This window comes from Pedobacter sp. Bi126 (genome assembly GCF_918698245.1).
Taxonomy (GTDB): domain Bacteria; phylum Bacteroidota; class Bacteroidia; order Sphingobacteriales; family Sphingobacteriaceae; genus Pedobacter.
In genome coordinates this window covers 715,070-741,348 of sequence record NZ_CAKKMS010000004.1, presented here as the reverse complement: position 1 = coordinate 741,348, position 26,279 = coordinate 715,070, and the positions used below count along the sequence as shown (strand labels likewise).

22 protein-coding genes are annotated in these 26,279 nt (G+C 38.4%); 8 read left to right on the top strand and 14 right to left on the bottom strand.

All coding sequences use genetic code 11. From position 1 onward, the window contains the following. Positions 1–108 precede the first annotated feature (108 nt). A complete protein-coding gene (hemC, locus tag LQ201_RS17975) occupies positions 109–1,689 on the bottom strand; it encodes a hydroxymethylbilane synthase (protein WP_230144769.1) in 1,581 nt (526 codons plus the stop codon). Positions 1,690–2,028: 339 nt separating this feature from the next. Further along, positions 2,029–3,255, bottom strand: coding sequence for a glutamyl-tRNA reductase (gene hemA / locus LQ201_RS17970; RefSeq protein ID WP_230144768.1), 1,227 nt, complete (start codon positions 3,253–3,255; stop codon positions 2,029–2,031). Positions 3,256–3,862: 607 nt separating this feature from the next. Here hemA and LQ201_RS17965 point away from each other — a divergent pair. Beyond that, on the top strand, positions 3,863–4,690 hold the full coding sequence (locus LQ201_RS17965; protein WP_230144767.1) for a S9 family peptidase: 828 nt from the start codon (positions 3,863–3,865) through the stop codon (positions 4,688–4,690). Between the two features lie 117 nt (positions 4,691–4,807). Here the strand turns inward: LQ201_RS17965 and LQ201_RS17960 are convergent, their stop codons facing one another. From LQ201_RS17960 to LQ201_RS17930, 7 genes are all read right to left on the bottom strand, one after another. Next, positions 4,808–6,082 carry a mechanosensitive ion channel family protein gene (locus LQ201_RS17960; protein WP_230144766.1) on the bottom strand — a complete coding sequence of 425 codons (1,275 nt, stop codon included), beginning with the start codon at positions 6,080–6,082 and terminating at the stop codon, positions 4,808–4,810. A 233-nt stretch (positions 6,083–6,315) separates the two neighbouring features. Continuing rightward, the gene (gene ispG / locus LQ201_RS17955; protein ID WP_230144816.1) at positions 6,316–8,295 is read right to left on the bottom strand and encodes a (E)-4-hydroxy-3-methylbut-2-enyl-diphosphate synthase; all 1,980 of its coding nucleotides are present in this window, start codon (positions 8,293–8,295) and stop codon (positions 6,316–6,318) included. A 91-nt stretch (positions 8,296–8,386) separates the two neighbouring features. Then, positions 8,387–9,736: an alpha/beta fold hydrolase gene (locus LQ201_RS17950; protein ID WP_230144765.1), complete on the bottom strand. Its 1,350-nt coding sequence runs from the start codon at positions 9,734–9,736 to the stop codon at positions 8,387–8,389. A 260-nt stretch (positions 9,737–9,996) separates the two neighbouring features. After that, complete coding sequence (locus tag LQ201_RS17945; RefSeq protein ID WP_230146659.1) at positions 9,997–10,629, bottom strand: RDD family protein; 633 nt, start codon at positions 10,627–10,629, stop codon at positions 9,997–9,999. A 68-nt stretch (positions 10,630–10,697) separates the two neighbouring features. Further along, on the bottom strand, positions 10,698–11,681 hold the full coding sequence (locus tag LQ201_RS17940) for a LiaI-LiaF-like domain-containing protein (protein WP_230144763.1): 984 nt from the start codon (positions 11,679–11,681) through the stop codon (positions 10,698–10,700). A 5-nt stretch (positions 11,682–11,686) separates the two neighbouring features. After that, positions 11,687–12,382, bottom strand: coding sequence for a PspC domain-containing protein (locus tag LQ201_RS17935; protein ID WP_230144762.1), 696 nt, complete (start codon positions 12,380–12,382; stop codon positions 11,687–11,689). Between the two features lie 19 nt (positions 12,383–12,401). Continuing rightward, a complete protein-coding gene (locus tag LQ201_RS17930) occupies positions 12,402–13,091 on the bottom strand; it encodes an SDR family oxidoreductase (protein ID WP_230144761.1) in 690 nt (229 codons plus the stop codon). Positions 13,092–13,238: 147 nt separating this feature from the next. Here LQ201_RS17930 and LQ201_RS17925 point away from each other — a divergent pair, with 147 nt between their 5' ends. From LQ201_RS17925 to msrA, 7 genes are all read left to right on the top strand, one after another. Beyond that, on the top strand, positions 13,239–13,973 hold the full coding sequence (locus LQ201_RS17925; RefSeq protein WP_057932019.1) for an ABC transporter permease: 735 nt from the start codon (positions 13,239–13,241) through the stop codon (positions 13,971–13,973). Continuing rightward, the gene (locus LQ201_RS17920) at positions 13,973–14,725 is read left to right on the top strand and encodes an ABC transporter ATP-binding protein (RefSeq protein WP_057932020.1); all 753 of its coding nucleotides are present in this window, start codon (positions 13,973–13,975) and stop codon (positions 14,723–14,725) included. The genes LQ201_RS17925 and LQ201_RS17920 overlap by 1 nt, the downstream gene beginning before the upstream one ends. 24 nt (positions 14,726–14,749) lie before the next feature. Next, entirely contained in the window at positions 14,750–14,992 is a 243-nt protein-coding gene (locus LQ201_RS17915) for a DUF2281 domain-containing protein (RefSeq protein WP_230144760.1), read from the top strand. Continuing rightward, complete coding sequence (locus LQ201_RS17910) at positions 14,992–15,375, top strand: type II toxin-antitoxin system VapC family toxin (RefSeq protein WP_230144759.1); 384 nt, start codon at positions 14,992–14,994, stop codon at positions 15,373–15,375. Before LQ201_RS17915 ends, LQ201_RS17910 begins: the two co-directional genes overlap by 1 nt. A gap of 4 nt (positions 15,376–15,379) precedes the next feature. After that, positions 15,380–16,261, top strand: coding sequence for a class I SAM-dependent methyltransferase (locus LQ201_RS17905; protein ID WP_193420498.1), 882 nt, complete (start codon positions 15,380–15,382; stop codon positions 16,259–16,261). Positions 16,262–16,358: 97 nt separating this feature from the next. Next, positions 16,359–17,408 (top strand): hypothetical protein, encoded by a 1,050-nt coding sequence (locus tag LQ201_RS17900; RefSeq protein ID WP_230144758.1) that lies wholly within the window; start codon positions 16,359–16,361, stop codon positions 17,406–17,408. Positions 17,409–17,734: 326 nt separating this feature from the next. Continuing rightward, positions 17,735–18,277 (top strand): peptide-methionine (S)-S-oxide reductase MsrA, encoded by a 543-nt coding sequence (gene msrA / locus LQ201_RS17895; RefSeq protein ID WP_230144757.1) that lies wholly within the window; start codon positions 17,735–17,737, stop codon positions 18,275–18,277. Here the strand turns inward: msrA and LQ201_RS17890 are convergent, their stop codons facing one another. From LQ201_RS17890 to LQ201_RS17870, 5 genes are all read right to left on the bottom strand, one after another. Next, complete coding sequence (locus tag LQ201_RS17890) at positions 18,278–19,366, bottom strand: acyl-CoA dehydrogenase (protein WP_230144756.1); 1,089 nt, start codon at positions 19,364–19,366, stop codon at positions 18,278–18,280. It lies immediately after the preceding gene. Between the two features lie 30 nt (positions 19,367–19,396). After that, positions 19,397–20,017, bottom strand: coding sequence for a nicotinamide riboside transporter PnuC (pnuC, locus tag LQ201_RS17885; RefSeq protein ID WP_230144755.1), 621 nt, complete (start codon positions 20,015–20,017; stop codon positions 19,397–19,399). A 353-nt stretch (positions 20,018–20,370) separates the two neighbouring features. Next, positions 20,371–23,298 (bottom strand): DNA gyrase/topoisomerase IV subunit A, encoded by a 2,928-nt coding sequence (locus LQ201_RS17880; protein ID WP_230144754.1) that lies wholly within the window; start codon positions 23,296–23,298, stop codon positions 20,371–20,373. Positions 23,299–23,860: 562 nt separating this feature from the next. Next, positions 23,861–25,546: a PNGase F N-terminal domain-containing protein gene (locus LQ201_RS17875; RefSeq protein ID WP_230144753.1), complete on the bottom strand. Its 1,686-nt coding sequence runs from the start codon at positions 25,544–25,546 to the stop codon at positions 23,861–23,863. Between the two features lie 222 nt (positions 25,547–25,768). Continuing rightward, a complete protein-coding gene (locus LQ201_RS17870; protein WP_230144752.1) occupies positions 25,769–26,257 on the bottom strand; it encodes a cytidine deaminase in 489 nt (162 codons plus the stop codon). Between the last annotated feature and the right edge of the window lie 22 nt (positions 26,258–26,279).

The following is a 26,279-nucleotide window of genomic DNA, read 5'->3' as shown; positions in this document are numbered from 1 at the left end:
GCACAGATTTTTAGATTTAGTATCCAGATTATAGTATCGGGTATCAAGACTTAACTATTTTGAACCTTAAACGCTAAACTTCCCCCCCTAAACCTTCTACCCCAAACCTTACCTAATCTCTATTCCAAACACTGCCTCAGCTAGTCCAATTTCATCAGGCGAATAAGGCAAGGCATACTTCACGCCCATTTCATCAAATTTCTTACCGGTAGAGTTTCCAATGGCAATTACCTGTTGGCCAGGTTCCAATAAATTATCAGCGAAATAGGCATCAACATTTGATGGACTGGTAAAAATCAGCACATCGGCATAACTTTGGTCAATATCATCTTCGATTACCGTTTCGTAAATCGGCAGATCGATTATTTTAGCATCAGCTGGTAATGATTTCTGAATCGATTGTAAAGAATCCTGTGCTCTTGGAAACAGGATTTGCTGACCGCCAACCAATTGCGCAAAATCTTCTGCAACTTCGGTAATATCGCCACTCTCGCCAACAAAATCGGCAATATGGCCAAATTTACGCAGGGCATCTTCTGATCCTCTTCCTACCACGCCAAACCTTGCTTTCTTTGGCAATACCGGTTTTAAGTTGAAAAAATATTCTACACTATTGCGGCTGCTGAAGAAAACCCAGTCTACGTGTCTTAAGATAAACTGATCTAAAACCGTTACTATCGGAAATGTACGGATCAACGAACGTCCTTCTATTTCAATATTATTATTTTCTAATGCTCTACGGAAATAACTGTGTTCGCCAATTTCGCGTGAGATGAAAACCTTCGCTGGTTTCTTTCTTTCTACATTAAACTTGGCCACAATTTTTTCTGCCAAACCTTCGGTACTTTCTGCACGTAAAAACAAACGCTCAGGAAAATGGTCGGCCGTTTCGGCTTTTGAAGTCCATATTTCGAATTTTCCGTTTTCTTTTTTACAATAACAGCCCAATGGCATATGGCAACCGCCTTCGAAAAGGTTTAACACCTTACGCTCTACAGTTACAGTCTCTGCCGTTTCCGGGTCGTGCAATTTTTGCAATGCATCAAAAAGCTCGGTATCATTTTCCCTGATCTGAATAGCCAAAGCCCCCTGAGCGGGTGCCGGGATAAACTCTGTAGTTTCTAATTCTTCTACATGCAAATCGCTCACATCAAGATTTAAGCGTTTAACGCCAGCTTTTGCAATCAGAATGGCATCATAATCTTCATCACGAAGTTTTTGGATACGGGTGGGTACATTTCCGCGTAAATCTTCAACCTCCAAATCGGGACGTAAACCCAATAACTGAGCTTTGCGGCGATTAGATGAAGTGCCAACCATTGCGCCTTTTTTTAACGAAAGCTTTTGCGAAACATCTACACAATCTTTTAAAATCAATAGGTATTCGCTTGCTTCTTCACGTGGTGGTAAAGCGGCAATGATCAATCCTTCAGGGTGTGTAGTAGGTAAATCTTTAAGGCAATGTACAGCCAGATCAATCGTTCCACCCAAAAGCTCTTCTTCCAATTCTTTGGTAAAAAAGCCTTTGCCTTCCAGTTTATCCAATCTTAAATTCAGGATTTTATCGCCCTGCGTTTTAATGATTTTTATTTCTGCTTCTATTCCAATAGCAGCCAATTCATCTTTTATATGATTTGCTTGCCATAAAGCCAGGTCGCTACCGCGTGTTCCAATGGTTAATTTCTTCACTATAAAGGTTAAATGAGTTGCAAATTTAATTTAATTAGTGGTTTATACCATGAATTGTTTAAAAATGAGACAGTGAGGTTACAGAAGGGATAATTTAAAGGATTTCTATGACATTACGGAATCGGTATCACATTTTTTAGTCATTCGGAAAGTTTATTGGAGTGATAAGCGAATCTAAATCGGTCTATAAAGATCTCTCCATTTCGCTGCGCTTCAGTCGAGATGACGATTTTTCTATTGGGCCTCCACTAAATATTGAGGAAGCGAATGACAGAAAAAAATGATGGAAACGAGACTTAGCGTTTTTAGCGCCTGCCCTTAGCAATCTTTGCGGGATAATTAAGGTTGATTTACCAGGATTTCTTTTGCCATTACCATTGGAACGCTGATGTATTTTTTCTCCATGTAGTTCATTACACGTTCTAAAACTTCGCGTGAGGCTTCATCCATCTGACTAATTTCATCGGCAAATACACCATTTATGGCTGTATTTTTGATCTCTTTAATCTTTCTTGGCACTTCCTGCATCGCTAATTCGATACGGCGTTGTTTTAAAACAGAGAAAAATTCGGTAATGTTATTGCTTATAATTTCTTCGGCATGTACCAGTTCGTTGTAACGTTCCTGGATATTTTTGCGCGCTACCTCTTTTAGCGATTCTACCTCAATATAATGTACAGGGTTGTTATGGATCACAGCAGGCGTAACATCATTCGGAATGGCTAAATCTACAATTACCTTTTTACCCTGATCGCCATTTAAAAGTTTGGCGTATAAGGCTTCGTTAATAATTGCCTCGGTTGAGCCGGTACAGGTAATGATCACATCAAATCCTTCATTAAAATCTTCAAGGGCTGCTAAAGGATAAGCCTTACCACCTAGTTCTTGTGCCAAAGATTCAGCCTTAGAAAACGTACGGTTGAAAATCGAGAAATTGGAGTATTTATGTTTGTTGAGGTATTTTGCAATGTTCTGATTGGTTTCGCCGGCGCCAATAATCAAGATACGTGAGTTGCCACACATATTTAATTCCTTTAGCTTACGGTAGGCCAATGAAACAACAGAAACCGGATTTTTTGAAATATTGGTGTGCGTATAAACTTCTTTTGCGGTTTTAACCACACGGTCCATAATCATACGCATGTAATCGCCAGTAAAACCTGCATCGCGGCAGTTTTCGTAAGCTTTACGGATCTGGGCAAGAATTTCCTTTTCACCAACCACTAAACTCTCTAAAGAGCACGATGTTCTGAGCAAATGGTTAAAAGCTTCTTCGTTTTCGTATACTGTAACATTATCAAGAAAACGCTCCATAAATTCAGGAGGCAGTCCCATGTCTAAAACAGTTAGGAATCTGGTTACAAATTCTTTGTCGGTTTTCTCTTTGGTAAGGAAAACAAACTCCACACGGTTACAGGTTCCAATATAGAAGATTTCACTAACGGGAAGTTCTGCTTGAACATTCTTCAACCTGCTATCTAAACTCTGATCACAAATAACTAATTTCCCTAAAGATTTCAGGTCGATGTGGTGATGCGTAAAAGCTATTACTTTTAAATATTCCAAGTGCTTCCGTTATTAACTATTATCGGGATACAAAAGTAACAGGGTGAACGCATGTGACTGTCATTAACCTGTAATTTACATCAATTTAGAACGGTTTTAAATAAAGAACTTAAAGATTAATCAAAGCATATTGATTTATATGAACAAACCAATCGTAAAATTTTTCTCTGAATTTACGCCCTCTTCTACGCCCTGACTGAATGTAACCACTTTTTATCCACTGCAGTATATTACGTGAATATGCCAAAATGGTTGCCTTCACCTGGCTTTTAATTTATTTTTATGGAATATTAGAAATTGTTTTTGGAGTTTTATTGTTGGTTAAGAAGACGAGAAAGCTTGCAGTAGTGTTAATTTCCTGATGGAATATATGCTCCATTTTTGAAGCGCAGTCCCAGTGCCGATGGGAAAGGTTCTCTCCTGCTGTACATTTCAATCCTTTTGGATAAAATTTATAAACGACAATTCAACTGTTCCAAAAGGGATTTCCATTTTCATCAGGGCTATTTAATAGGGGTTGTGATTAATATTCCTCTGATCTAAACACCAAACATCACAACAAAATTAGATTTCGTAGGTTTATATTTTATACCAATTCCTTTAAATTATGATTACACAAAGCAATTTTAGCCTTAGCGGTTCTGACGGAAAATTAATTATTGGTGATATCACTTTCGATGAGAAAAACCCTAATACGCCCATTGTACTTTTTGTTCATGGCTTTAAAGGTTTTAAAGATTGGGGTGCTCACAATTTAGTGGCCAGGCATTTTGCCAGCAATGGTTACCGTTACATTAAGTTCAATTTATCGCATAGCGGTGTGCCAGTTAATGACCCAAAAGATGTAACCGATATTGATACTTTTGCCAATAATACCGTATCAAAAGAACTTTTTGATTTAAATGCGGTACTAGATTTTATCGAAAAAGCATACGGTAAGGATACAAAGGTAAACCTGATAGGTCATAGCCGCGGTGGCGGATTATCAATTATTGAGGCTGCGAATGATTTAAGGATCAACAAACTGGTAACCTGGAGTGCCATTGGCGATTTTGCCAGTCTGTGGAAAAAAGAACAGGAAGCCGAATGGAAAAAAAATGGCAGAATCTTCGTTACTAATGCCCGTACCAAAGAGCAAATGCCTTTAAATGTTGGTTTATTGGAAGATCTGGAAGAGAATGCTGCAGCATTGAATATTTTAGATGCTGCAAAACGGGTAAACATCCCCTGGTTGATTATCCATGGCAATGATGATGTAAATGTTCCTTTTGAAACCGCACAGACTTTGGCGGAGGCCAATCCGAATAGCAGATTAGTTAAAATTGAAGGCGCTAACCATGTTTACGGCGCTACGCAACCTTATACCAATGAAACTTTGCCACCGCTGTTGTTTAAGGTTTGTGAAAAGGTTTTGTTATTTTTGGATGAAGGATAATTATTACCCAAGCGGTCGTCACCCTGAATTTATTTCAGGGTCTATATTGCAGGAAACATGTATAAATAAATCCAGGGTGACGACCACCTAAATTGATTGCCATCAAACCCTAATTATCTAATCATCCCCTCTCCTTACAAAATTTCGCATATCGCTGCCACTAGGGCTTTGGAAAATTTCGAGGTCGAAGTATGGTACTGCTGCCAACAAATGATCAAAAATATCTGCGGCAACTTCTTCAAAACGTTTTAAGCCTTTTTCTTTCGAGAAAACATAAATTTCGATCGGCAATCCGTTTTCTGTAGCCTGTAACTGGCGCACCATAAACGTTAAATCGGTATTGATATAAGGGTTACTCTCCAGGTATTTCTCTGCATAAACCCTAAAAGTGCCAATATTGGTCATGTGGCGGCCGTTAACCAGATTATTGGGATTTACTGTATTTTCGGCATTATACCTCTCTATAAAAGCCTGCGTTTCTTTAAGGTAATCTTTCAAAAAATCGATGCTCTGCAACCTTCCAATCAGCTCTTCATCGCAGAATTTAATACTTGAAATCTTGATATTTATGTGGCGTTTAATCCTTCGCCCCTCACTTTCTTCCATCGCACGCCAGTTCTTAAACGACTCACTAACAATGGCATAACTCGGCACAATGGTTACCGTTTTATCCCAATTACGCACTTTAATGGTTGTTAAATTTATTTCAGTTACTTCACCATCTGCACCATATTTCTCTACGGTAATCCAATCGCCTACCCTAACCAGGTCAATGGCGCTCATTTGTACAGAAGCTACAAAACCTAAAATCGGATCTCTGAAAACCAAAATAAAAACAGCGGTAACTGCGCCAAAACCACCGAAAACATACAGCGGTGATTCGCCAAGAATAATGGACAGGATGAGCACAAAACCAACAATATAAAATACAATTTTGGCTACCTGTTTATAACTTCTAATGGGTTTATCGGCATATTTCTTTGATGATTCCATGATGGATACCAAAGCATTCAGAAATGCATTTACAGCAAACATCACAGCTAAAACCATGTAGATTTTAGCGAATATTAACGCATAAAATAACCCGTTTTTAAAATCGATAAAAAGATAAGGAACAACATTATAGATGATATAGGCCCCAAATATTAAAGCAAATGCCCTGAAAACCCTAAATTCGAATAAAGCTTTTTGCCAGTCTGACTTTGTTTTTGCACTTTTTACCACACCAATAAAAAGCTGTCGGGTTAAAAATATGGTGATGAACAGAAATAGAATAACGCCAAGCAGCCCAATAAAAAAGTAAGAATAAACGAGTTCGCCATCAGCAAGGCCTTTGCCAGCAAGCCAGTTTCTAAGTTCGTTAAACAGGGGTTGAAACTCCGGGATGTTCATTAAGGCAATTTAGGATTTATTGGTTAGAAAATTAAATGGTGCTCTAGCCTTTGTCATTCTGAATGCAATGAAGAATCTGCTGTGAGCATATTGTTGCTGTTAAAACTATGCTGGTATTGATAATGGCGCAGTAGTTTGTAATTCTGTGCACCAGCATATAGATTCTTCGCTGCGCTCAGAATGACAGTATAGTGGTTTGTGGGGACACAAACCACGGTGCACAGTATTAATTATTAAACCTTCTCTACCCAGTTGCCATCATCTTTAATGATGTCGATCAGTTCATCAAGCGCATAGGCAGTAGTTACATTTTTCTTTACCACTTCTTTGCCACGGTACAGGGTAATTTTATCTGGCCCGGTGCCCACATAACCGTAATCTGCATCGGCCATTTCGCCTGGCCCATTAACAATACAGCCCATGATACCGATTTTTATTCCTTTTAAATGGTCGGTGCGTGAACGGATCAACTGCGTGGTTTCTTGTAAATCGAAAAGTGTTCTGCCACAGCTTGGGCAAGATATATATTCTGTTTTACTGATGCGTGTGCGTGTAGCCTGTAAAATCCCAAAACTGGTAGAATTAATCAACGAAAGATTTTGACCTTCTGCATCAATCCATACCCCATCTCCAAAGCCATCCGTAAATAAAGCGCCAATATCGGTTGCAGCATAAAGCATTAGATGATCTGCGTCAGCATCCTGATAAGTTCTCTTAATAATTACAGGGGTCTGAATATTTTTCTCCTGCAAAGCAACAAAAAATGCCCTTTGCTCGGCCATTCCGTGTGTTGCATCGGTTTCGAGGATTAGAACAACGGTGTTATCCAATTGTGCAATTGTTGTATTGCTAAATTGTTTTGAATTAATCTGTACGAAATTCAAAAATTCATCTTTAACATCCGCAGAAACATATTCAGTAAGCGTATATAAAGGATGACAGTTGTTTTTATTTTTAAGCTTTAACCAGGTTTTGTAATTGTAAATTTGCTTTAAATTCCCAGGGAAAGAGAACGATGGCAAATTATCACCTAAAAAGGCTAAATCGCAAGCCTGATCGGCCAGATTATATTTATCTAAACCTGCACTGTAGTTATAACCAATTGAACTTAAAAAGTAAGGATCTTTTAAGTTTTCTTTCGAAACGTCGATCATCACTACCGGATGGTGATGACCACCAATATGCTGTACAGTAGTGGTAATACGGCGATTGTACTCGTAGGGATTGTAAGTTGAGCGTAGGGCGTGGGGCGTAGAGCGTAATGTAATCGACTCGAGACTTCCGACTTCAAACTTCGGACTCCTTAAAGCATAACGGTCTGCCAGGGCTTTAGCAACCGGTGCTTCAAATTCAGGGTCTTCGGTTAAGGAAACACGAATGGTATCGCCCAAACCATCTTCTAATAAGGTTCCAATACCAACGGCTGATTTAATGCGGCCATCTTCTCCATCACCTGCTTCGGTAACGCCTAAATGCAAAGGATAATTCATCCCTTCTTTAGCCATAGTTTCTACCAGCAAACGGTAAGCCTGAACCATCACCTGGGTATTACTGGCTTTCATTGAGATCACCAGGTTATAATAATTCTGGTCTTCGCACATGCGGATAAACTCCATGGCCGATTCAACCATTCCACGGGGAGTATCGCCGTAATGACTCATAATCCTGTCGGACAGTGATCCATGATTAGTGCCGATACGCATGGCGGTGCCGTACTCTTTACAGATTTTAACTAAAGGAATAAACTTTTTGTAAATCCGGCTTAACTCTGCATTGTAAGCATCCTGTGTATATTCTAGATTTTCGAATTTCTTTTTATCTGCGTAATTGCCTGGGTTAACCCTTACTTTTTCTACAATACGTGCAGCCATTTCGGCAGCATTAGGCGTAAAATGGATATCGGCAATTAATGGCACATTATAACCTCGGAAACGTAGTTCTTTTTTAATATTGGCCAGATTTTCGGCTTCTTTAATGCTCGGTGCGGTAATACGAACATATTCGCAACCAGATTCTACCATACGGATCGTCTGCGCTACAGTACCCAATGTATCCATGGTATCGGTAGTGGTCATCGATTGAATCCGGATTGGATTGTGCCCGCCTAAAGCAATATCACCTATGTTAACTTCTCGGGTTAAATACCTCGAATAAGTTGTTAAACTGTTGCAATATCCGCCTGCCAGATCATGTTTTGCCAATATATTTTCCATCTGTTTGCAAAGATAAGGATTGTTGGAATGTTTTAATGTTGGAATGTTGTAAAAGATAAAGCTAGGGAAAGGCGAATAGCTTAATTGTTTTTTATTCATCCAAAAACAAAAGTACCTTGGTATTAAATTCGGAAACCATTTCTACAGGCACATAATGCGAAGCGCCCTTAAAAATAAACAGTTGTGATTTAGAGATATTAGCCGCAATAAATTTAGTGTGCTTCTCTAAAATCATATCCTTCTCACCTGCCATTACCAAAACTGGTGCTTTAATCTTCTTCAGGTCAAAAGCAGTAATATGCGGTTCGGTAAGCAACATGGTAAATAACCTAACCTGATACTTAGATTTAACATCTTGTCTGGTTTTCAAACTTTCAATTGCTTTGCTAACCTCTTCTAAAGTACTGGCCGAAACTGCTTCATTTGGGTTTGTACATGCTCCGGTAACCGCGAGTTTCTTTATATATGTAGGATATTTAGCCGCCATGATCAACCCCGTATTTCCGCCGTCGCTCCAACCTAAAATATTGGTTTTTCGGATATGTAAAGAGTCAAGTAATGTTTTCATATCCTCAGCGTAGAGGTCATATGAAAGTGGCTGAGTACTAGAATCGGTACTTTTCCCTTGTCCACGGGTATCTACAGCAATAACCTTATAAATTTTTGAGAATGCTTTAATCTGTTTTTTAAAAACGCTGATCGATTGGCTGTTTCCATGCAATAATAACAGGGGTTCGCCTCTTCCATAGGTTTCATAATACAATTCGGCATCCTTTACTTTCACTTTACCTGATGCCGCTGTATTGTTTCCATAATTAATTAGTTGTGGACCATTGGGATTATAATCTGTTTTAATTTTTGCCTGACTGATATCTACACCATCAATCAATATTTGAATATCATCAACCCATAGCTTACCTGTGCCGTAAAGCGCTGGAAAAAGGTAAATTTTTGAGGCCTCTTTATGAAGCGATAATTTCAGGCGGTATAGCTGCCATTCTTTTGTGCCTTTAATTTTGGTGGTCAATAAATTCGTATATTGTAGCATGCCATTGTCCTCGTCTTCAATCCAGAAAGGAAAATCTACATACTTATCTACGTTTTCTAATTTCATATAGAATTTAATTTCGATTTCGCTCCCCTCATATTTCGCCGGAAGAATAAGCTTTGAAAAATCATAAGCCGATTTTATTTTTTCATCAACTTTTGCAATTAACAACGCGTATTTGCCATCATGTTTTTCAGTAGAATCTATTGCGACTTTGTAGCCGCTACCCGAAGTACCTAAACTCCACCCCTCCAGAAGTTTTGTTCCTGGTTTTAACTTTTCAAAACCTAAATTATACTCATCCTTTGCATATTTTAATGAGTCTGATGAGGTTTGGCAAAAAGATATAAGTTGATAAAAAACAAAAAATGTGGTGAGAAGGATACGTAGCATGTTAGATTAATTTTACTAAAACTAATCAATAGAATAATAGCTTAATTCTTATTTAACATCTTTTAACTGAAAGCAGAAATTGAAATTGGTTTATTTTTTAGCGGTAAGTGGGTTTGGCATCATTGCACAGACCCAAGTTTCATAAACGGGATGGCAGCGGCATCCTTTGGCTGTAAGCCTGAGCTTAGTCTAAGGAAAGTCAAAGATATAGCGTACAGCCCGAGTAACAAAAATAGTTGTATTGACTTTGCTTTTCTAACTTATATCAACCTATCCTTTATCACCAACGTATTGGCTGCAATATCGTGCCAACACTGGTTTTTCTTATTGAGGAAACTGTATAAATAGCCAAAGAAAACAGGAATTACAGATAAGATTTTAGAAAAATTCCTCACCAGGGAAATACCAAAAGAAACCCGGCTACCTTCTAAATCGGTTACTTTGATATTGAGCAGCTTTTTACCAATGGTAGCCTGACTTTTAGATGCCTCGGCAATACTGCCATAAATGAGCTTAATGATAAATATGGATGGAAATGGGATTAGAAAAGCCATAATCCGCTGGTCTTTGCCTTCGATAAAAATATAGCTCGTTAAAATAATGATGCTATATATTCCAAAAATAATAAAATGATCAATCACTGATGCCAACAGCCTTTGATCGAAAGCGGCAAAATATTGGGGTGCTGTTTTTTGATAACTAAAACCCAAAAGCTCACGCAATTCGGGAATTGCGTGAGCTTCTTTATAATCGTCCATTCCGGGTTTACGTATAAAAGTATTCGCACTGATGTTTAAATCTTTCAGTCCGGTTAAACTATACGGCCCTTGTGGCTTTCCATTAATTACAACTATATATTCTTTATCAGGATTCATTGGATTATAAGATTTCAAGATCAGTGTTTTATAAAAGTTAGACCGACTAAAGCCTTACACCCTCCACCTTAAAACCTTCTGCCTTATTAATATCTGCTTACTTCAAAGTTACTCAATCCGCCATCTAAATTAATAAAGATTTTTTTGGTTGAGGTTTTATAGTTTGACGTTTCGTAAACACCATCGCTCAATTTCTCAAAACCATCGAAATCTTTAGCTGATAAACCTGTTTTGGTTTTAATTCGGCAGCCTGAATTAGTTGGCACCTTAATTTTAACATCGGCCACGCCAGATTTCACAATTACGTCGGTTATTGGCAATAAATCTCCGAATTTAATATCCAAAGCTGCTGCTCCACCATCAAAGCGGAAGGTACGCACTTTGTAATTGGCAAAATCAAAGTTTGCTTCGCCAGCGCCCAGTTTCATTAAAATATCCCAGTTGGCTTCTTTATTCAATTTAAAGTTAACATCGTTACCACCATCACCAAAATTCCATTTACTCTTTTTATCATCCATTTGGAAAGTAAGTACGGTGGCGCTATCGGTAAGCAACTTCTTTAAAGAGAAGTTACCATGTCTTTTCTTTATGTCGGCATTAATCAACTCGGTTGTTTCACCATCGAGATTAAATGAAATGCCACCTCCGGAAATATTTAGTACTGTTTTTTTGGCATTATCTGCAGCTACAAATGGCTCAGATAAACTTAAGTGATTATATGAGGTATCACTATCGTTATCATCATCGTCGTTGTCGCCATCATTATGGTCGATATTAACATCGATATCTTTTTTGAAATGGTGTCCCCACCAGTTACCACGCTCGGGCACTTGCTGTCCTTTGTAAAAAAGGAACGACAAAGCCACTACTAAAACGCCAATAGAAATGATACTGCCAGTTTGCGAGTTGTTTTTATTGAACAGGATATTTAAACCTGCTATAATTAAGAACACTGGCCAAAAGCTCCAAACGTTGCGCCAATAAAAGTTGATTACACCAAAGTTTTCGAGTAGAAGTACACCGCCAATAAAAAGCAGGATAATACCCCAAATTAATCTATCTAATTTCATTTTATTTATACTTGAGGGTTAGCGGATGTTGAATTGTCATCTTTGTTAACTGGTGCTGTAGGTTCATTTTCTACAATGGTTTCAGAAAAATCAGCTGTTTTTTGTTGTTCAGCCTCCTGTTGGTTCTGAAAAGCAGCCCAGTCATTCTTCCTTTTTGATTTAGCAATGATACTTACACCTAAGGCAATAAATATCAATGGCCACATGTACTTGAATAAATTGTGGATACTAAACCAGTCGGGTATAAAATCCATTTCGCGCATCAGGAAAAAACATCCTATCACTAGCAATACCAATCCGCCTATGGTGCGGCCAGTATCGTTAGATTTATTGAATTTGTCGAAATTCGGCTGTGTTTCGAAAGGTGTTTTTTGTCCACCATCAACAGGTTGTGTCCAATTCTGGTTTCCCTGGTTCGCAGATCCCGCAAAAGGATCGGCAGTCCCAAAGGGTTGTGCATTTGGGTTTTGCTTGCCAAAGTAATCGTTAAATTTAGAAAATCTTGCTGCCGGATCATTATTAACCGGAACAATAATCCACATTATTATATAGGCAACTAAGCCACCCCCAGCCATAAATATAGCCGATAATGCAAACAATAATCTAATTATGGTAACCTCCACCTGCATATAATCTGCAAGTCCCGAAGCTACACCAGCAATCATCTTATCGTGTTCGTTTCTAAAAAGCTTCTTTTCCATAACGTTGTTCATTTTGTGTTTAAAAATCAAGCGGAGTAATCAAAACCTCGTCTACATTTACCCCTTTACTTAAGTTTAAAATGGTAAACAAAGTTTCTGCAATATCTTCAGGCTGTACAAATTTTTCATCCGGAATTGTTGTTCCTTCCCAGGATGAAGTTTTAGTAGAGCCCGGCAAAAATGCAGTTACTTTAACATTGTGAGGCGCTAACTCTTGCCGCAATACATGATTAAGACTTAACATCGCTGCTTTTGTTACACTATAACTGCCTCCATTTTTCACAGGTGCTTTACTGGCCACCGAACAGATGTTGAATATATGGCCTCGCTTGGCTGAACGCATTTTTTTTCCAAAAAATTTACTGATGTAATAACAGGCATTTGTATTTATGTGCTGCTGTTTTTCGAAGGTTTCGTCATCCTCATCGAGCATGCTGCCAGGCAAAAAGATCCCCACATTATTTACTAAAACATCTACTTGATCAAGATTTATAGCAGTCGAATTTAAAAAAGCATACACCTCTTCTTTAACTGAACAATCTGCTACCTGGATAAAAATAGCATTCCCATAAGGAGTTAATTCCTGTCGAAGCCTGTCGAGTTCATCTAAACCCCTTGCTACCAAAACTAAATCGTACCCATTTTGGGCTAATTTAGTCGCAATAGCTCTACCAATTCCTTTAGTTGCTCCGGTTATTACAGCTTTCATTTATTTATGGTTTAATTTTTGTTAACAAAAAACCATATTTATATTCAAAACCACGAATATTTTTACAATTAGCAAAGTGCTCCAAATTTTTATTGTTTCTTTGTAGTAGTATAGAACGATCATTTAAATTAAGCAAATATATACGGAATGAATTTTACCAATTTCGGCAGATACATCCTGCTACTCAAGTCTGTATTCAGAAGGCCGGAAAAACTGAAAATATACCTAAAAGAAATCGCCAAACAAATGGATTATGTTGGTGTAGGCTCTTTAGGTTTAATCGCTATCATCTCTACTTTTATTGGTGCAGTAATGACGCTACAAATTGCTTTCCAGCTGGTTAGTGATTTTATTCCAAAAACAATTATCGGTTCTGTAAACCGCGACTCGAGTATATTAGAGTTAAGCCCAACCATTAGTGCAATTGTACTGGCAGGAAAAATCGGATCGGCCATTTCATCAGAAATTGGTTCGATGCGTGTTACTGAACAGATTGACGCTTTAGAAATTATGGGTATAAATGCACCTGGCTACCTCATCCTTCCTAAAATTATTTCGGGCATAACCATGGTACCCATGCTGGTAATCATTTCTATGTTTTTAAGTATTACCGGTGGATATATTGGCGGTTCTATTTCGGGTGCTGTTACTCCTGCAGAATATATTCAAGGTATAACAACTGATTTTAATCCTTACACCATCACAGTTGCTTTGGTAAAGGCATTTGTATTTGGTTTCATTATTACATCAGTTCCAGCTTACGAAGGTTTTTACGTTCGTGGTGGTGCTTTAGAAGTTTCGCAGGCCAGTACAAGAGCAGTTGTAATTAGCTGTATCTCTATTCTTGTTTGCGATTATTTAGTTACTCAACTTTTATTGTAATGATCGAAATTAAAGATATTTATAAATCTTTCTCCGGAAATGATGTATTACAAGGCATTTCTGGAAAGTTTGAAGAAGGTGTAACCAATTTAATTATCGGTGGTTCCGGATCAGGAAAAACAACTTTATTGAAATGCATGGTTGGTTTGCATCAGCCAGATTCAGGTTCGGTATTGTACGATGGCCGCGATTTTACACCGATGACCTACGAGCAGCGGATTGAGGTGCGTAAAGAAATTGGCATGTTGTTTCAAGGCTCTGCCCTGTTCGATAGTATGACTGTTGAAGAAAACATCATGTTTCCCTTAAACATGTTTACTGATCAGAGCAGAAAAGAAAAGCTTGAAAGAGTTGATTTTTGTTTGGAAAGGGTAAACCTTGCAGGTAAAAACAAATTATTCCCGGCAGAATTATCGGGAGGAATGAAAAAACGTGTAGGTATTGCACGTGCCATTTCTATGAACCCTAAGTATTTATTCTGTGATGAGCCGAACTCAGGTTTAGATCCAAAAACTTCCATTGTAATTGATGAATTGATTCAGGAAATTACCGAAGAATACAAAACCACTACTATTGTAGTAACACACGATATGAACTCAGTTATGGGTATTGGCGATTATATTTTGTTCTTACACGAAGGAAAAAAATTCTGGGAAGGCAGCAACAAAGAAATTGCCCATACTGATATCCAAGAATTGAACGATTTCGTATTTGCCAGCCGCTTCATGAAGGCAGCAAAAGATAAGTTTTAAGAAAATTCTTATATTTGTTTAGTTATGACAACGGCTACAAAAAATATCATTCACAAATTGGAAACCTTACCAGAAAGCATGGTAAATGAGGTAGAAGATTTTATTGATTTTTTAAAAGCTAAACATTCGAAGAGCTTTCCTAAATCAGCAAGTGAAAAAGCAAATGTTGTTGAAGAACCAAAAAGCTTATATGGCGCTGCAAAAGGTTTATTTATCATCCCTAAAGATTTTAATGATCCAATAGACGATTTAAAAGATTATATGTAATGCGTCTTTTACTCGATACGCATATTTTCATTTCATTAATTAATGAAGATCATAATCTTGATCAGTCAACAATAAACAGCATTATTGATTCTGAAAATGAAAAATTTATAAGCATTGCCAGTTTATGGGAAATCATTATAAAGCTTAACATAGGAAAACTGATTGTTACCAGAAACCTAGAAGAGATGTATGAGGTAATAAGCAATTTCAGTATATCAGTATTGAATATCCAAAAACAACATCTTGACGAGTATTTAGCGTTACCGTTGATCCACAGAGACCCATTTGACAGATTGATTATTGCACAGGCATTAGCAGACAAGCTCACTTTGATCACTGACGATCAATACATTATAAATTACCCAAATTTAAAGTTATTTTAAATACATGATACAATTACTTGCCCCAACCCACTGGAAAGATTATGAACTGATTGATTGCGGGGATTTTGAAAAATTAGAACGTTTTGGAAATGTAACCCTTATCCGTCCTGAACCTCAGGCGGTATGGAAAAAAACATATTCAGAGCAAGATTGGAAAAAAACAGCCAACATTACTTTCAGAGGCCGTTCAGCTACTTCTGGCGAATGGGTAAAGAAAAATCAATCTATTCCCGATCGTTGGCATGTAGAATATAAAAATGATGAAGTGGCCATTAAACTCCGCTTAGGTTTAACTTCTTTTAAACACGTGGGCGTATTCCCCGAGCAGGCAGTAAACTGGGATTTCATCTCTTCGTCTATTAAAAAATTTAAAACGCCACAGCCTAAAGTTTTAAATCTTTTCGCCTACACCGGTGCGGCATCACTAATTGCCAATGCAGCAGGTGCTGAAACTACGCACGTAGATTCGATTAAACAGGTAGTTACCTGGGCAAACGAAAACCAGGAGCTTTCAGGCTTGAAGGATACCCGTTGGATGGTAGAGGATGCCTTAAAGTTTGTAAAAAAAGAATTAAAAAGAGGCAAAAAATACAACGGAATCATTTTAGATCCTCCTGCTTACGGCCATGGCCCTAATGGCGAAAAATGGAAATTGGAAGATCATATCCAGGAAATGATGCAGGATGTGGTACAGCTGCTGGATGAAAAAGAACACTTCTTAATCCTAAATACTTATTCATTAGGGTTTTCGTCGGTAATTGTAGAAAACCTTATCCGTACCTCATTCCCATCAGTTAAAAACCTCGAAACTGGAGAACTTTTTCTACAGGCTACTTCGGGCATTAAATTGCCATTGGGGGTTTTTGGCAAATTCTGTAATGTGTAAATGTTGATTACTTTATTTTAAACTACGAGATTTCCACCCTACTTTCATCAAAACAGATTCGGAAACTGTCTAAACTTTAATTATCTATATAATATCTATGAAATTTCCTCAATTAGCAGGCACACTAATACTTGGTTTTGCCGCAATCAGCTTATTTGCCAACTGTAATTCAGACGGTAAGAGCAGTGGCGGTATCGGTAAAATCTTCTCTTCTGATTCAACTAAAAAGAAAACGGACTCGACGGTAAACGTAATGAAACCGGTTGATCCAAAGCTTTACGATTCGTTGGTAAAAAAACTGGCAAACGGAGATACTACCGGAAGATGGCCAGTAAAAAAACAACCATATCCTTTGGCGGGAGCCATTTTACCTTTTAAACGCATAGTTGTTTATTATGGAAACCTGCATTCGAAAAAAATGGGTGCGCTTGGCGAATATGCGCCTAAAGAAATGTGGAAACGTTTAAATGCTGAGGTTAAACATTGGGAAAAGGCTGATCCCTCTACCCCTGTACAACCAGGATTACACTATATTGCTGCAGTAGCAAGTGGAACACCGGGGAAAGATGGAAAATACATCAACAGAATGGGCAATAAACAGATTGATTCTGTTTTGAAAATTGCCAAAATGCAACCCAATACCATTGTATTTTTAGATCTTCAGGTAGCTTTAAGTACCATAAAAGCAGAGTTACCTCACATCGCAAAATACCTGGAATTGCCATACGTTCATTTAGGTATCGACCCTGAATTTTCAATGAAAGACGGAACATTGCCAGGCAAAAAGATAGGCACCTATGATGCTGCCGATATTAATTATGTAACCGGATATTTAGCAGATATTGTTAAAAAACACAATTTACCTCCAAAAGTATTTGTATTGCACCGTTTTACGAAGAAGATGGTAACCAATTCTCCGAGTATCAAATTACGTCCAGAAGTGCAGGTTGTAATGCATATGGATGGATGGGGCGAGCCTGAATTAAAAAAAGGCACCTACCGCCATTTTATACAAGGCGAACCTGTACAGTTTACCGGCTTTAAATTGTTTTACAAAAATGATCTAAAGAAAGATCCGAAGCGTTTGATGACTCCAGAAGAGCTGTTAAAGCTTACACCAAAACCGATATATATTCAATATCAATAAAAGTAGAAGCCTGTAATTACGATTACAGGCTTTTTTGTTTTCATGCTATATAGGATACATTTTGTGATGTATTTATCAATTCCATTTAGTTAAGTTTTTTAATCACAGATACACAAAGATTCTATATCTGTGTGCATCCTTTTTTATCTGCTGTTAATTAAGACTACCTAATCCTAAGGACATTGAAGTATTTACCCTAAAGCGCTGTCTAACAGCATCTCCTTAAAACTTATAGGAATAATCGGTGTCCGACCAATCTTTAATATCAAAAAAATGTCTTTTTTTGATTGATCTAAAAATTGGAATAGATTTTATATACGTAGGATATGCAAACAGCAACATTTGGCGGCGGCTGCTTTTGGTGCACCGAAGCCGTTTTTCAGACGTTAAATGGAGTAAGCCAGGTTACATCAGGCTATATGGGGGGAGATTTAAAGCATCCTACCTATATGGAAATTTGTAACGGCGATACCGGACACGCAGAAGTAATTAGAATCTCATTCGATGAAAGTGTTATTTCGTTCAATGAGCTTTTATTGGTATTCTTTAAAACCCATAATCCAACAACTTTAAATAGACAGGGTAATGATGTTGGCACGCAATACCGCTCGGTGGTTTTTTATGAAAATGAAGATCAGAAAAAACAGACGGAGAAAATGATCGAAGATTTAACCCAACAACATATTTTCGATAAGCCCATTGCGACAGAAGTTTCTCCTATAGCCGAATTTTATGAAGCTGAAGATTATCATCAAAACTATTTTAACAATAATCAGGGGAAACCTTATTGTGCATTTGTGATACAACCTAAACTTAATAAGTTTGCTACTGATTTTAAAGATAAAATTAAACCAGCGCTTTTGGAATAATTAAATTTCGAAAGTAAGTAAAGCGTGTTGGCTCGCTGTATGAATATCTCTCCAAACCCTATTAATTTCTGATTCCTTTTTTGCAGCCTCCAAGCCACAGTATGGGAATAATGTAGCTGCCGATTTCCAACAGGCATGGGCCAATTTACGACTGATTGAACTCACCTCCATTAAGGTATCCTCATCAATTTCGCCATCATCCATTAATTGATTCCAGGACTCCTCAAACGCATGGTAGAATTTTGTACGAAGATTTAGTACTTCTTCTTTACAACGGTTAAGTTCGTTGTTGAAAAACAAAATTTGCGCTTCATTATATCTCCCCAATCCAGAACGTGAATAAAAAGATTGCTCTACCAGTTTAATAAAATGATTGGTCATCCCTAAACTATTTACTGTTAACGTGGTTTCTGCGAGCTGTAAAAAGGGATAATCAAAGCCAGAATCTGCCACTTCGATATGCTGGTTAATTTTAAAGGTCCTATTTTCGTCGACGTTTAAATCACAGACTTCAAAAGCATGACTGCCCGTTGCAATTAAACCAAAGTAAGACCATCCGGGTAAAATATTTACTTCCTCCTTTTTAAGGATAAATGATTTTATTTCAGGTTCTCCATTTTCATCTAAAATATCATCACCATTTTCGTTTTTAAGCGTGCAGTTGGCTGTAAATATAGTGGCGTGCAATGCCCCACTGGCATAGCTCCATTTTCCATTAAGCAGATATCCACTTTGCGTTTTAATGGCCACCCCACCAACGGCACCACTCCCGGCAAAACAAACTTCACGATCAGCAAAAATCTCTGCAGCCAGTTCAGGATTTAGAAACCCGGCAAACCAGCCTGCACCGGCGCAAAGTGTAATGGTCCAACCTAAACTTCCATCAGCTTCAGCCAATTCTTCTTCCAATCTTAAAATTTCAGGAAGTTTTTTGTTTGGTCCGCCATAAATTTCGGGTACAAAAAGCTTAAACCAGTTTTCCTGATAGGCAAGTTCTAAAATTTCGGGATGAAGTTTTCCCATTTCTTCAGAAATTGCTGCATAAGCTTTTACTTTTTCCTGCCAGGTGATGGTTAATGTTTCTTGCATGATTATTTTTTACTTTGTGTAGGAAAGCAACTAAGCCAGTTTGAGTCTGCTTTTGTCAATGATCTTCTTCCAGTCTAAAAACCCAAATATGGCTACAGTGAACAAAAACGTAGTTAAACAGGCCATAAGTGGAAGCTTTTTATGAAACAGCAACGGAATGGCCACAATATTAGAAATGTTCAGGAATATCCAGTTTTCTATTTTACGCTTGGCCAACAGCCACATACCTGCCCATGCCGTTGAAGATACAAAGGCATCAAAAACTGGCACATCCGAATCGGTATAATGCCTCAATACAAGGTAAAGGACACCGAAACCAATCACAGAAATTAAAACAGCAATGGTTAATTCTTTATTGCTCGACCATGAAACCTGATTTTCTCCCTCCTGTTTTCTTTTCTTCCAGATTATCCATCCGTAAACGCTCATCACCAAATAATAAATGCTCAGCAAGGTTTCTGCATACAGCTTTACATTTAAGAGTAGAAACATCGATAACAGGATCGAAATTATTCCTGTTGGATAAAGCCAGATACTATTCTTCTTCGCCAATAAAACTTCAGATACCCCAAAACCCACAGCCAACCATTCGATTAATGAGGTGTGTAAAATCTGCTCCTGAAAAAGCCTAAACCAATCTTGAAAATTCATTTACAATAATTTGCCTTCTGGCCGGTAAAATAATTAGATACCGTTTTCGGGGCGAAACAGTTTTGTAAATTTTAACCTCTTCCTACGGCGGCATTACCCGCATCAGGTTCATTAGAAGGTGTAAGGTTTGAGGTATAGGGTGTAAGGTTAAACCCTATACCTTGAACCTTTTGGCTTAAACCTCTAAATGGGTATAATCTCAGCAAATTGATGGCAACAGACATTGCAACATCAAAAGCACCCCTTTGAGCAAGGCAAATATAGGTTTAAAAATGAAATGTTTTGATTGAAATGTGAAGAGTTGTCAACTTTCTTGCTACCAGGCCATTAAAGTTGACAACTCTCAAATCTATTTAGAACAACCCTAACTGTCCTTTGTCATCAATATCGATATCGTCAGGATTAGTGATCTCGAAATCTATCTTTTTGGCAGGTTTTTCTTCTGCTTCGGGTTTATCTCCGGTTTTAACTTCTTTTTTAACAGGTTCGGCTTCTGGCTTAGACTTTTCTACTAATGGCTTTTCTACAGTAACAGGTTTTTCTTTTACCTCTGGTTTTTCTGGCTTAACCACAGGCACTTCTTGAGGTTCTTCTTTGCGTTCGAATTTTGGTTTTGGCTGCGCTACAACAGGTTTGTCTATTACCTCTTCCGGCACTTCTGGTTCTGTTACGGTTTCCTCGTTCGCAATTGCTTTTTCGTTTGTAACCACCTCATCTAGTGCTTCTTCAGCACCCTCTTCCTCGTCAATTGTTGCTTCCTCAACCGCCTCAATTTCTATCTCAGGCTCTTCTAATACTACTTTTTGAACATCGTGGGGTGACAGTCTATTGCCATTTGCTTTTAGTCCTTTAACGTCAATCAGTTCTGCTAAGGTTAAATCCAATGTTTCCGGAATTTGGGTTTTACCCTTTAAAACATCAACAATAATTTTTGCTCCCGGATTTGATGTAAGGAACAGCAACCTTGATTTCTGCTCCTCACTAATGAAAATGGTTTTCCTACCATTAGCTTGCAGTTCGAATGCAAAACGTTTAATAAAATAATTTTGTGCTTTACCTTCAAAATGGACCGCGGCAAAAATCTTTTCCGGATCAAACTTCTGGATCAAGATCAGGCCATCATCAAAGTGGTTACTCAATTCGAAAGAACTTAACTCATAGAAGCCATCCTTGTGTACCTGTAAAATGCGGTCGTCGCCATCAAATTCGCCCAGGTATTTTCCGCGACCATCAACATTTAAGCGTTTTAATAAATCATCGTACCAGATTTTTAGTCCTGATAAAGTAGAAACTCCTTTGCTCTTCAGAATGATTTTCTTAACCGGATATTTAGAAATGATATTCCCCTGTGAGCCACGTCCTTTAATGGCCACTTCTGCAAAATCCTGATCGAACTGAAGCTTGCGCAATTTAGAATGCGGTTTTAATGCAACATTCACTACTTCAGCCTCACCATTAGGGTTGGCGGTAAAATATAAAACCTTCGAGCCTTTCGATCCCTTGGTTAAATCGTATTCTTTATCACGTGTTACGCCAACTACGGCAAACCTTTTAATATAGGAAGTACCACTTGCACCGTCTTTATAAACCATATTGTAAATGGTGCGCTCATCGTTTTTCTTAAATACCTGTGCGTGTATAATATTTTTACCCACGAAGGTTTTTTCGGCAACTTTGGTGATGATGCATTTACCATCCTCACGGAAAACAATTACCTCATCAATATCCGAACAATCGGCAACATGTTTATCTTTCCTTAATCCTGATCCTGTCCCAATAAAACCATCTTCTGCATTCATGTACAGTTTCACATTCGCCAATGCAACTTTTGAAGCTTCTACGCGATCGAACAAACGGATTTCGGTTTTACGTTCTCTTCCTTTTCCGTATTTATCTTTCAGTTTCTGGTACCAGGCAATGGCATAATCGGTAAGGTGTTTTAAATGATTTTTAACCACTTTAATTTCATCTTCCAGATTTTTCATCTGCTCATCGGCCTTTTTCACATCAAAACGAGTGATGCTACTCATTGGCTTATCAATCAGCTTCTTAAAATCCTCAGGTAAAATTTCGCGGTAAAGCGATGGCTTAAACGGATCAAATAAAATGTGTAATACCTCAACTACGGTATCAAAATTGGTTGAGTTTTCATATTCAGGATTTTTGTACATCCCCTCCTGAATAAATATTTTAAGTAAAGAACTAAAGAAAATCTTTTCCTGCAACTCGTGCAAGCGGATCTCCAACTCTCTTTTTAATAAATTTTTAGTGTGTTTTGTATTTTCAATCAGGATATCGTTTACACTCAAAAAGAGTGGCTTATCCCCTTGAATAATACAGGTATTTGGCGAAATAGACACCTCACAAGCGGTAAAAGCATATAGTGCGTCAATGGTTACATCAGGCGAAATACCTGGTGCCAGGTGCACTACAATTTCTACATTAGCCGCGGTATTATCCTCAATCTTTTTAATCTTGATTTTGCCTTTATCATTGGCCGATAAAATACTATCAATAACAGAGCCCGTTGTGGTACTGAACGGGACTTCGGTAATCACTAAAGTCTTTTTATCCTTCTCGGTTATTTTTGCGCGCACGCGGATTTTACCTCCACGCTGCCCTTCATTATAATTCGAGAAATCGGCCATACCGCCCGTAAAGAAATCGGGCAATATATTCGGCCGCACACCTTTCAGCGCTTCTATCGAGGCATCCAGCAATTCGATAAAATTGTGCGGCATTACCTTGGTAGCCAAACCCACGGCAATCCCCTCAGCACCTTGTGCCAATAACAAAGGGAATTTAACCGGTAAAGTTATTGGCTCGTTATTACGCCCGTCATAACTTAACTGCCACTCGGTCGTATCAGGGTTAAACACCACATCGTTGGCAAATTTTGATAAACGTGCCTCGATATAACGTGGTGCCGCAGCACTATCGCCAGTAATCGGATCGCCCCAGTTACCCTGCATATCAATCAATAAATCTTTTTGACCGATCTGCACCATCGCATCGCCAATAGATGCATCACCGTGCGGGTGATATTTCATGGTGTTACCGATTACATTCGCCGCCTTATTAAAACGTCCATCATCCATCTCCTTAAGCGAGTGCATAATACGCCGTTGAACAGGCTTTAGCCCATCGTTGATGTGCGGAACTGCCCTATCGAGAATTACATAAGACGCATAATCGAGAAACCAGTTTTCGTATAAACCGTTGATTGGGGTTATGGTATGTTTGTGCTCTTCGTTTACGTTTTGATCTAATTCTTCACTCATTTATTTACAAAAATTGGCAGCCGTAAATATAATAAAAATGATTCCATAGAATGAAGAGAGGTTATTCACATTTCGAGATGGGAAATTTGTTTTTAATGACCTGACGATTTATGTATTGGCCACGGAGGCACGGAAATCACGGAGTATATTTCGCCATCTCGACCGTAGCGGAGAGATCTTTAAATTCAAATTAAACAATTTCATCCTATCGGCAGGTGTCTCACCTGCCGAAATCTAAATTTATTTGTGTTGATTTGGAAAGCAGGGTTCCGTAGGTTTTGTTTAATGTTTCCTCCGGCTTTCCGATGCGATCTTTTTTGCCCTCCAGCTCGGCCCAAGGCAGCAAAAAAGGATCTCCTCTTCAATCCGGTTCAGAAAAATAGTTTTGTGGTGCTATTTAGGGTTGCAAGGTGTATAGAATCAAACCATAGACGCTATTTGAAATTAAAAATAAAAAAACCATTATAGGGTCAACCGAGCTTATATTCCCTTATATAATCTTATATGGTAAAAGAGGAAAGAAAAAGATCCTTCACTGCGTTCAGGATGACAGATTGATTAATTATTCAACCCCCAACAACACACCCGAAACATTCCATGCGCTTGAGCTCGAGCCTTCTGGTTTACCCATTGGGATGGTTACTTTTATGGTATGTGCACCGGCTTTTAAATCACCCAAACTTATCCATTCGGGATTGGTAACTGTGCCTGGACACCAGTTAGAACGGCTTAAATCTGACGAGGAAAGACCCGTTTCAAAATTTCCAGAGGCAGGATTCAATAATCGGTATGAACCGCAATCCTGGCGCCATGGTGTAAAAGCGAATGTTTCTTTTTCATCCAGCCAGATGGTGTTTTTCCGTGGCACAAACTCATCGCCATTTCCCCAACCACCGTGCCCGGTTGTAATGTATCGCAGTTTTGCATCTTTTAGGTCTTTTGCTAAGGTAAAAGAGACTTCCAAACCCTTATCACTGCTAAACATGGTTGCATATTCTTGTCCAGCCATTTCCATTACGTTGGTCGAATTAAATAAAGGCAAAATCACTTCTTTGGCTTCTTTTTGTCTTCCTCCAGTATGCAGTGTTATATTTAAAGAAACTTTATGGCCGCCCTTATCATAGTTACCAACAAAAACAGCTATCCAAACTTCTTTTCCATTTATGAGCGGAAACAACTCTGAAACATCCTGCCTGTAATAAACTTTCTCCGCCCAATTTTTATCCTTTAATTTTAAAGTATTGTATTTACCCACACCGAAAGGGGTAAAAAAGCGCATCAATTCTATAACAGGATTATAATTTGCTGTAGCCACAACACCCTGGTATTTCTTTCCATTACCATTGTCGTAAACCGGCAGGTCTTTAACAGAATTTTTAAGTGCATCCATTAAACTGATCTGTTTATCGGTTGGGATGATAAATACAGATCCTGTTCTATCATAGGCATCGCCGTTCGATTGTTCGGTTAAATCGATAAAAACATTGGGGTTGGACTGAAGCTCAGGAAATTTAACTTTCCTGGCAATCACGGTCCCTCCCGCAAAGCGGAATACAGAATCGTTCGATTGTGGTTTATCTATAAAATTGATCGTTTCGTTATTAAAAACACTTAATGTGGTAAACCTGCTTTTCCAAAGCAAATCTTTGTACGTTAATGCATCGGTAAGCTTAGCACTTATTTTTTGCAGATCGATCAATTTCGAATTTTTAACTTCTTCAATTTTTGTAGCCGTTACAAAGCTACCGCCGTTACGCACCTGCTCTAAAACCAAACCAAGGTTCTGGCCCAAATTGGTTGGTGCCGCTTTAATACCTGCTTCAGTAGTGTACCACAGCTCAATTCTATTCGAATTAACTACCGTGGTGGCCTTTTTGCAGGTATAACCCAAAATCACTTTGGTTTCGTTGCTCAACTCAAAAGTTTGCTTGCCAATGGCAAGGCTATCGGCAGTTGAAATCTGCTTATCTACACCTAAATCGGCAACCTGAAATAAAATTTGTGCAGGTTTCGCAACAATGCTTTGTTCGTAAGGATACTTTGCTTTACGATCGAGAATAGCAGCATTGCTAATTAAATTCTGGCTTGCTGAAGCCATTACCACAGTTGGATTACGGTCTTCCTTTGGCTTTCCATCAGCGGAGCGAAAGTAAACTATTTTATAAACCGCATTATTTTTAAGGACGGCCTGCGCATTTGCGCCAAAAGAAATTAAAAGGGAGAAAACGAGGGTGTAGAGTTGCTTCATTATGGTTAAAAAACCAAATATAAGCATAAAAGTCGGAGGTCCGAGGTTGGGCGAAGGAAGGGAGAATTACATTCTAATAGAAATTCGTCATTGCGAGGAGGAATCCCGAATGTTCGGGAAAGCAATCTTACAACTATCGCTATTAGCGACCGCATTAAGATTGCTTCGTCGGCTGAAAAAGCCTTCTCGCAAAGACGACCTGTCGAGAGATGCCTCCCCCGCCTATCTTTCCAACCGATCCTCTACAAAAGCAAAAGGCAGTAAACTCTTCACGCTCGGAACTTTTAATACTTCTCCGTTCAAACAGTAAAAAATCACTTCAATCGGCGTATTTTGCTTGCGCTCAAACTCTGCCATCACCTGCAAACAGCCCCCGCAAGAAGTAACGGGCTTTAAAATCTCAAAATTATCAGTTTGGGCAGTAATAGCCATACTTTCAATAACTGCGTTTGGATAGGTAGCACCAATGGTAAAAAGGGCAACACGCTCTGCACAAAGTCCAGATGGGTAGGCTAAATTTTCCTGGTTGCTGCCTAATATCGTTTCGCCAGAGGCCAAACGGATTGCTGTACCAACCCTGAATTTAGAATAAGGAGAATATGAAGTATTTAAAGCCTCTGCTGCAAGTTCGCAAAGCGTTCTGTCTGCCTCTGTTAATTCTGTAATACTTTCGTATTGTTCAAAAGTTATATTTAGATTTATTGAATTCATTTGTAACTAATTAGGAAACCGC

Coding starts and splice junctions, on each gene's coding strand:
- LQ201_RS17870 (WP_230144752.1), bottom strand. CDS start 26,257: ATGAATTCAATAAATCTAAATATAACTTTTGAACAATACGAAAGTATT.
- LQ201_RS17905 (WP_193420498.1), top strand. CDS start 15,380: ATGATACAATTACTTGCCCCAACCCACTGGAAAGATTATGAACTGATT.
- LQ201_RS17925 (WP_057932019.1), top strand. CDS start 13,239: ATGAATTTTACCAATTTCGGCAGATACATCCTGCTACTCAAGTCTGTA.
- LQ201_RS17935 (WP_230144762.1), bottom strand. CDS start 12,382: ATGGAAAAGAAGCTTTTTAGAAACGAACACGATAAGATGATTGCTGGT.
- LQ201_RS17940 (WP_230144763.1), bottom strand. CDS start 11,681: ATGAAATTAGATAGATTAATTTGGGGTATTATCCTGCTTTTTATTGGC.
- LQ201_RS17910 (WP_230144759.1), top strand. CDS start 14,992: ATGCGTCTTTTACTCGATACGCATATTTTCATTTCATTAATTAATGAA.
- LQ201_RS17880 (WP_230144754.1), bottom strand. CDS start 23,298: ATGAGTGAAGAATTAGATCAAAACGTAAACGAAGAGCACAAACATACC.
- ispG (WP_230144816.1), bottom strand. CDS start 8,295: ATGGAAAATATATTGGCAAAACATGATCTGGCAGGCGGATATTGCAAC.
- LQ201_RS17965 (WP_230144767.1), top strand. CDS start 3,863: ATGATTACACAAAGCAATTTTAGCCTTAGCGGTTCTGACGGAAAATTA.
- LQ201_RS17900 (WP_230144758.1), top strand. CDS start 16,359: ATGAAATTTCCTCAATTAGCAGGCACACTAATACTTGGTTTTGCCGCA.
- LQ201_RS17930 (WP_230144761.1), bottom strand. CDS start 13,091: ATGAAAGCTGTAATAACCGGAGCAACTAAAGGAATTGGTAGAGCTATT.
- pnuC (WP_230144755.1), bottom strand. CDS start 20,017: ATGAATTTTCAAGATTGGTTTAGGCTTTTTCAGGAGCAGATTTTACAC.
- LQ201_RS17915 (WP_230144760.1), top strand. CDS start 14,750: ATGACAACGGCTACAAAAAATATCATTCACAAATTGGAAACCTTACCA.
- LQ201_RS17890 (WP_230144756.1), bottom strand. CDS start 19,366: ATGCAAGAAACATTAACCATCACCTGGCAGGAAAAAGTAAAAGCTTAT.
- LQ201_RS17875 (WP_230144753.1), bottom strand. CDS start 25,546: ATGAAGCAACTCTACACCCTCGTTTTCTCCCTTTTAATTTCTTTTGGC.
- msrA (WP_230144757.1), top strand. CDS start 17,735: ATGCAAACAGCAACATTTGGCGGCGGCTGCTTTTGGTGCACCGAAGCC.
- LQ201_RS17920 (WP_057932020.1), top strand. CDS start 13,973: ATGATCGAAATTAAAGATATTTATAAATCTTTCTCCGGAAATGATGTA.
- LQ201_RS17950 (WP_230144765.1), bottom strand. CDS start 9,736: ATGCTACGTATCCTTCTCACCACATTTTTTGTTTTTTATCAACTTATA.
- LQ201_RS17960 (WP_230144766.1), bottom strand. CDS start 6,082: ATGAACATCCCGGAGTTTCAACCCCTGTTTAACGAACTTAGAAACTGG.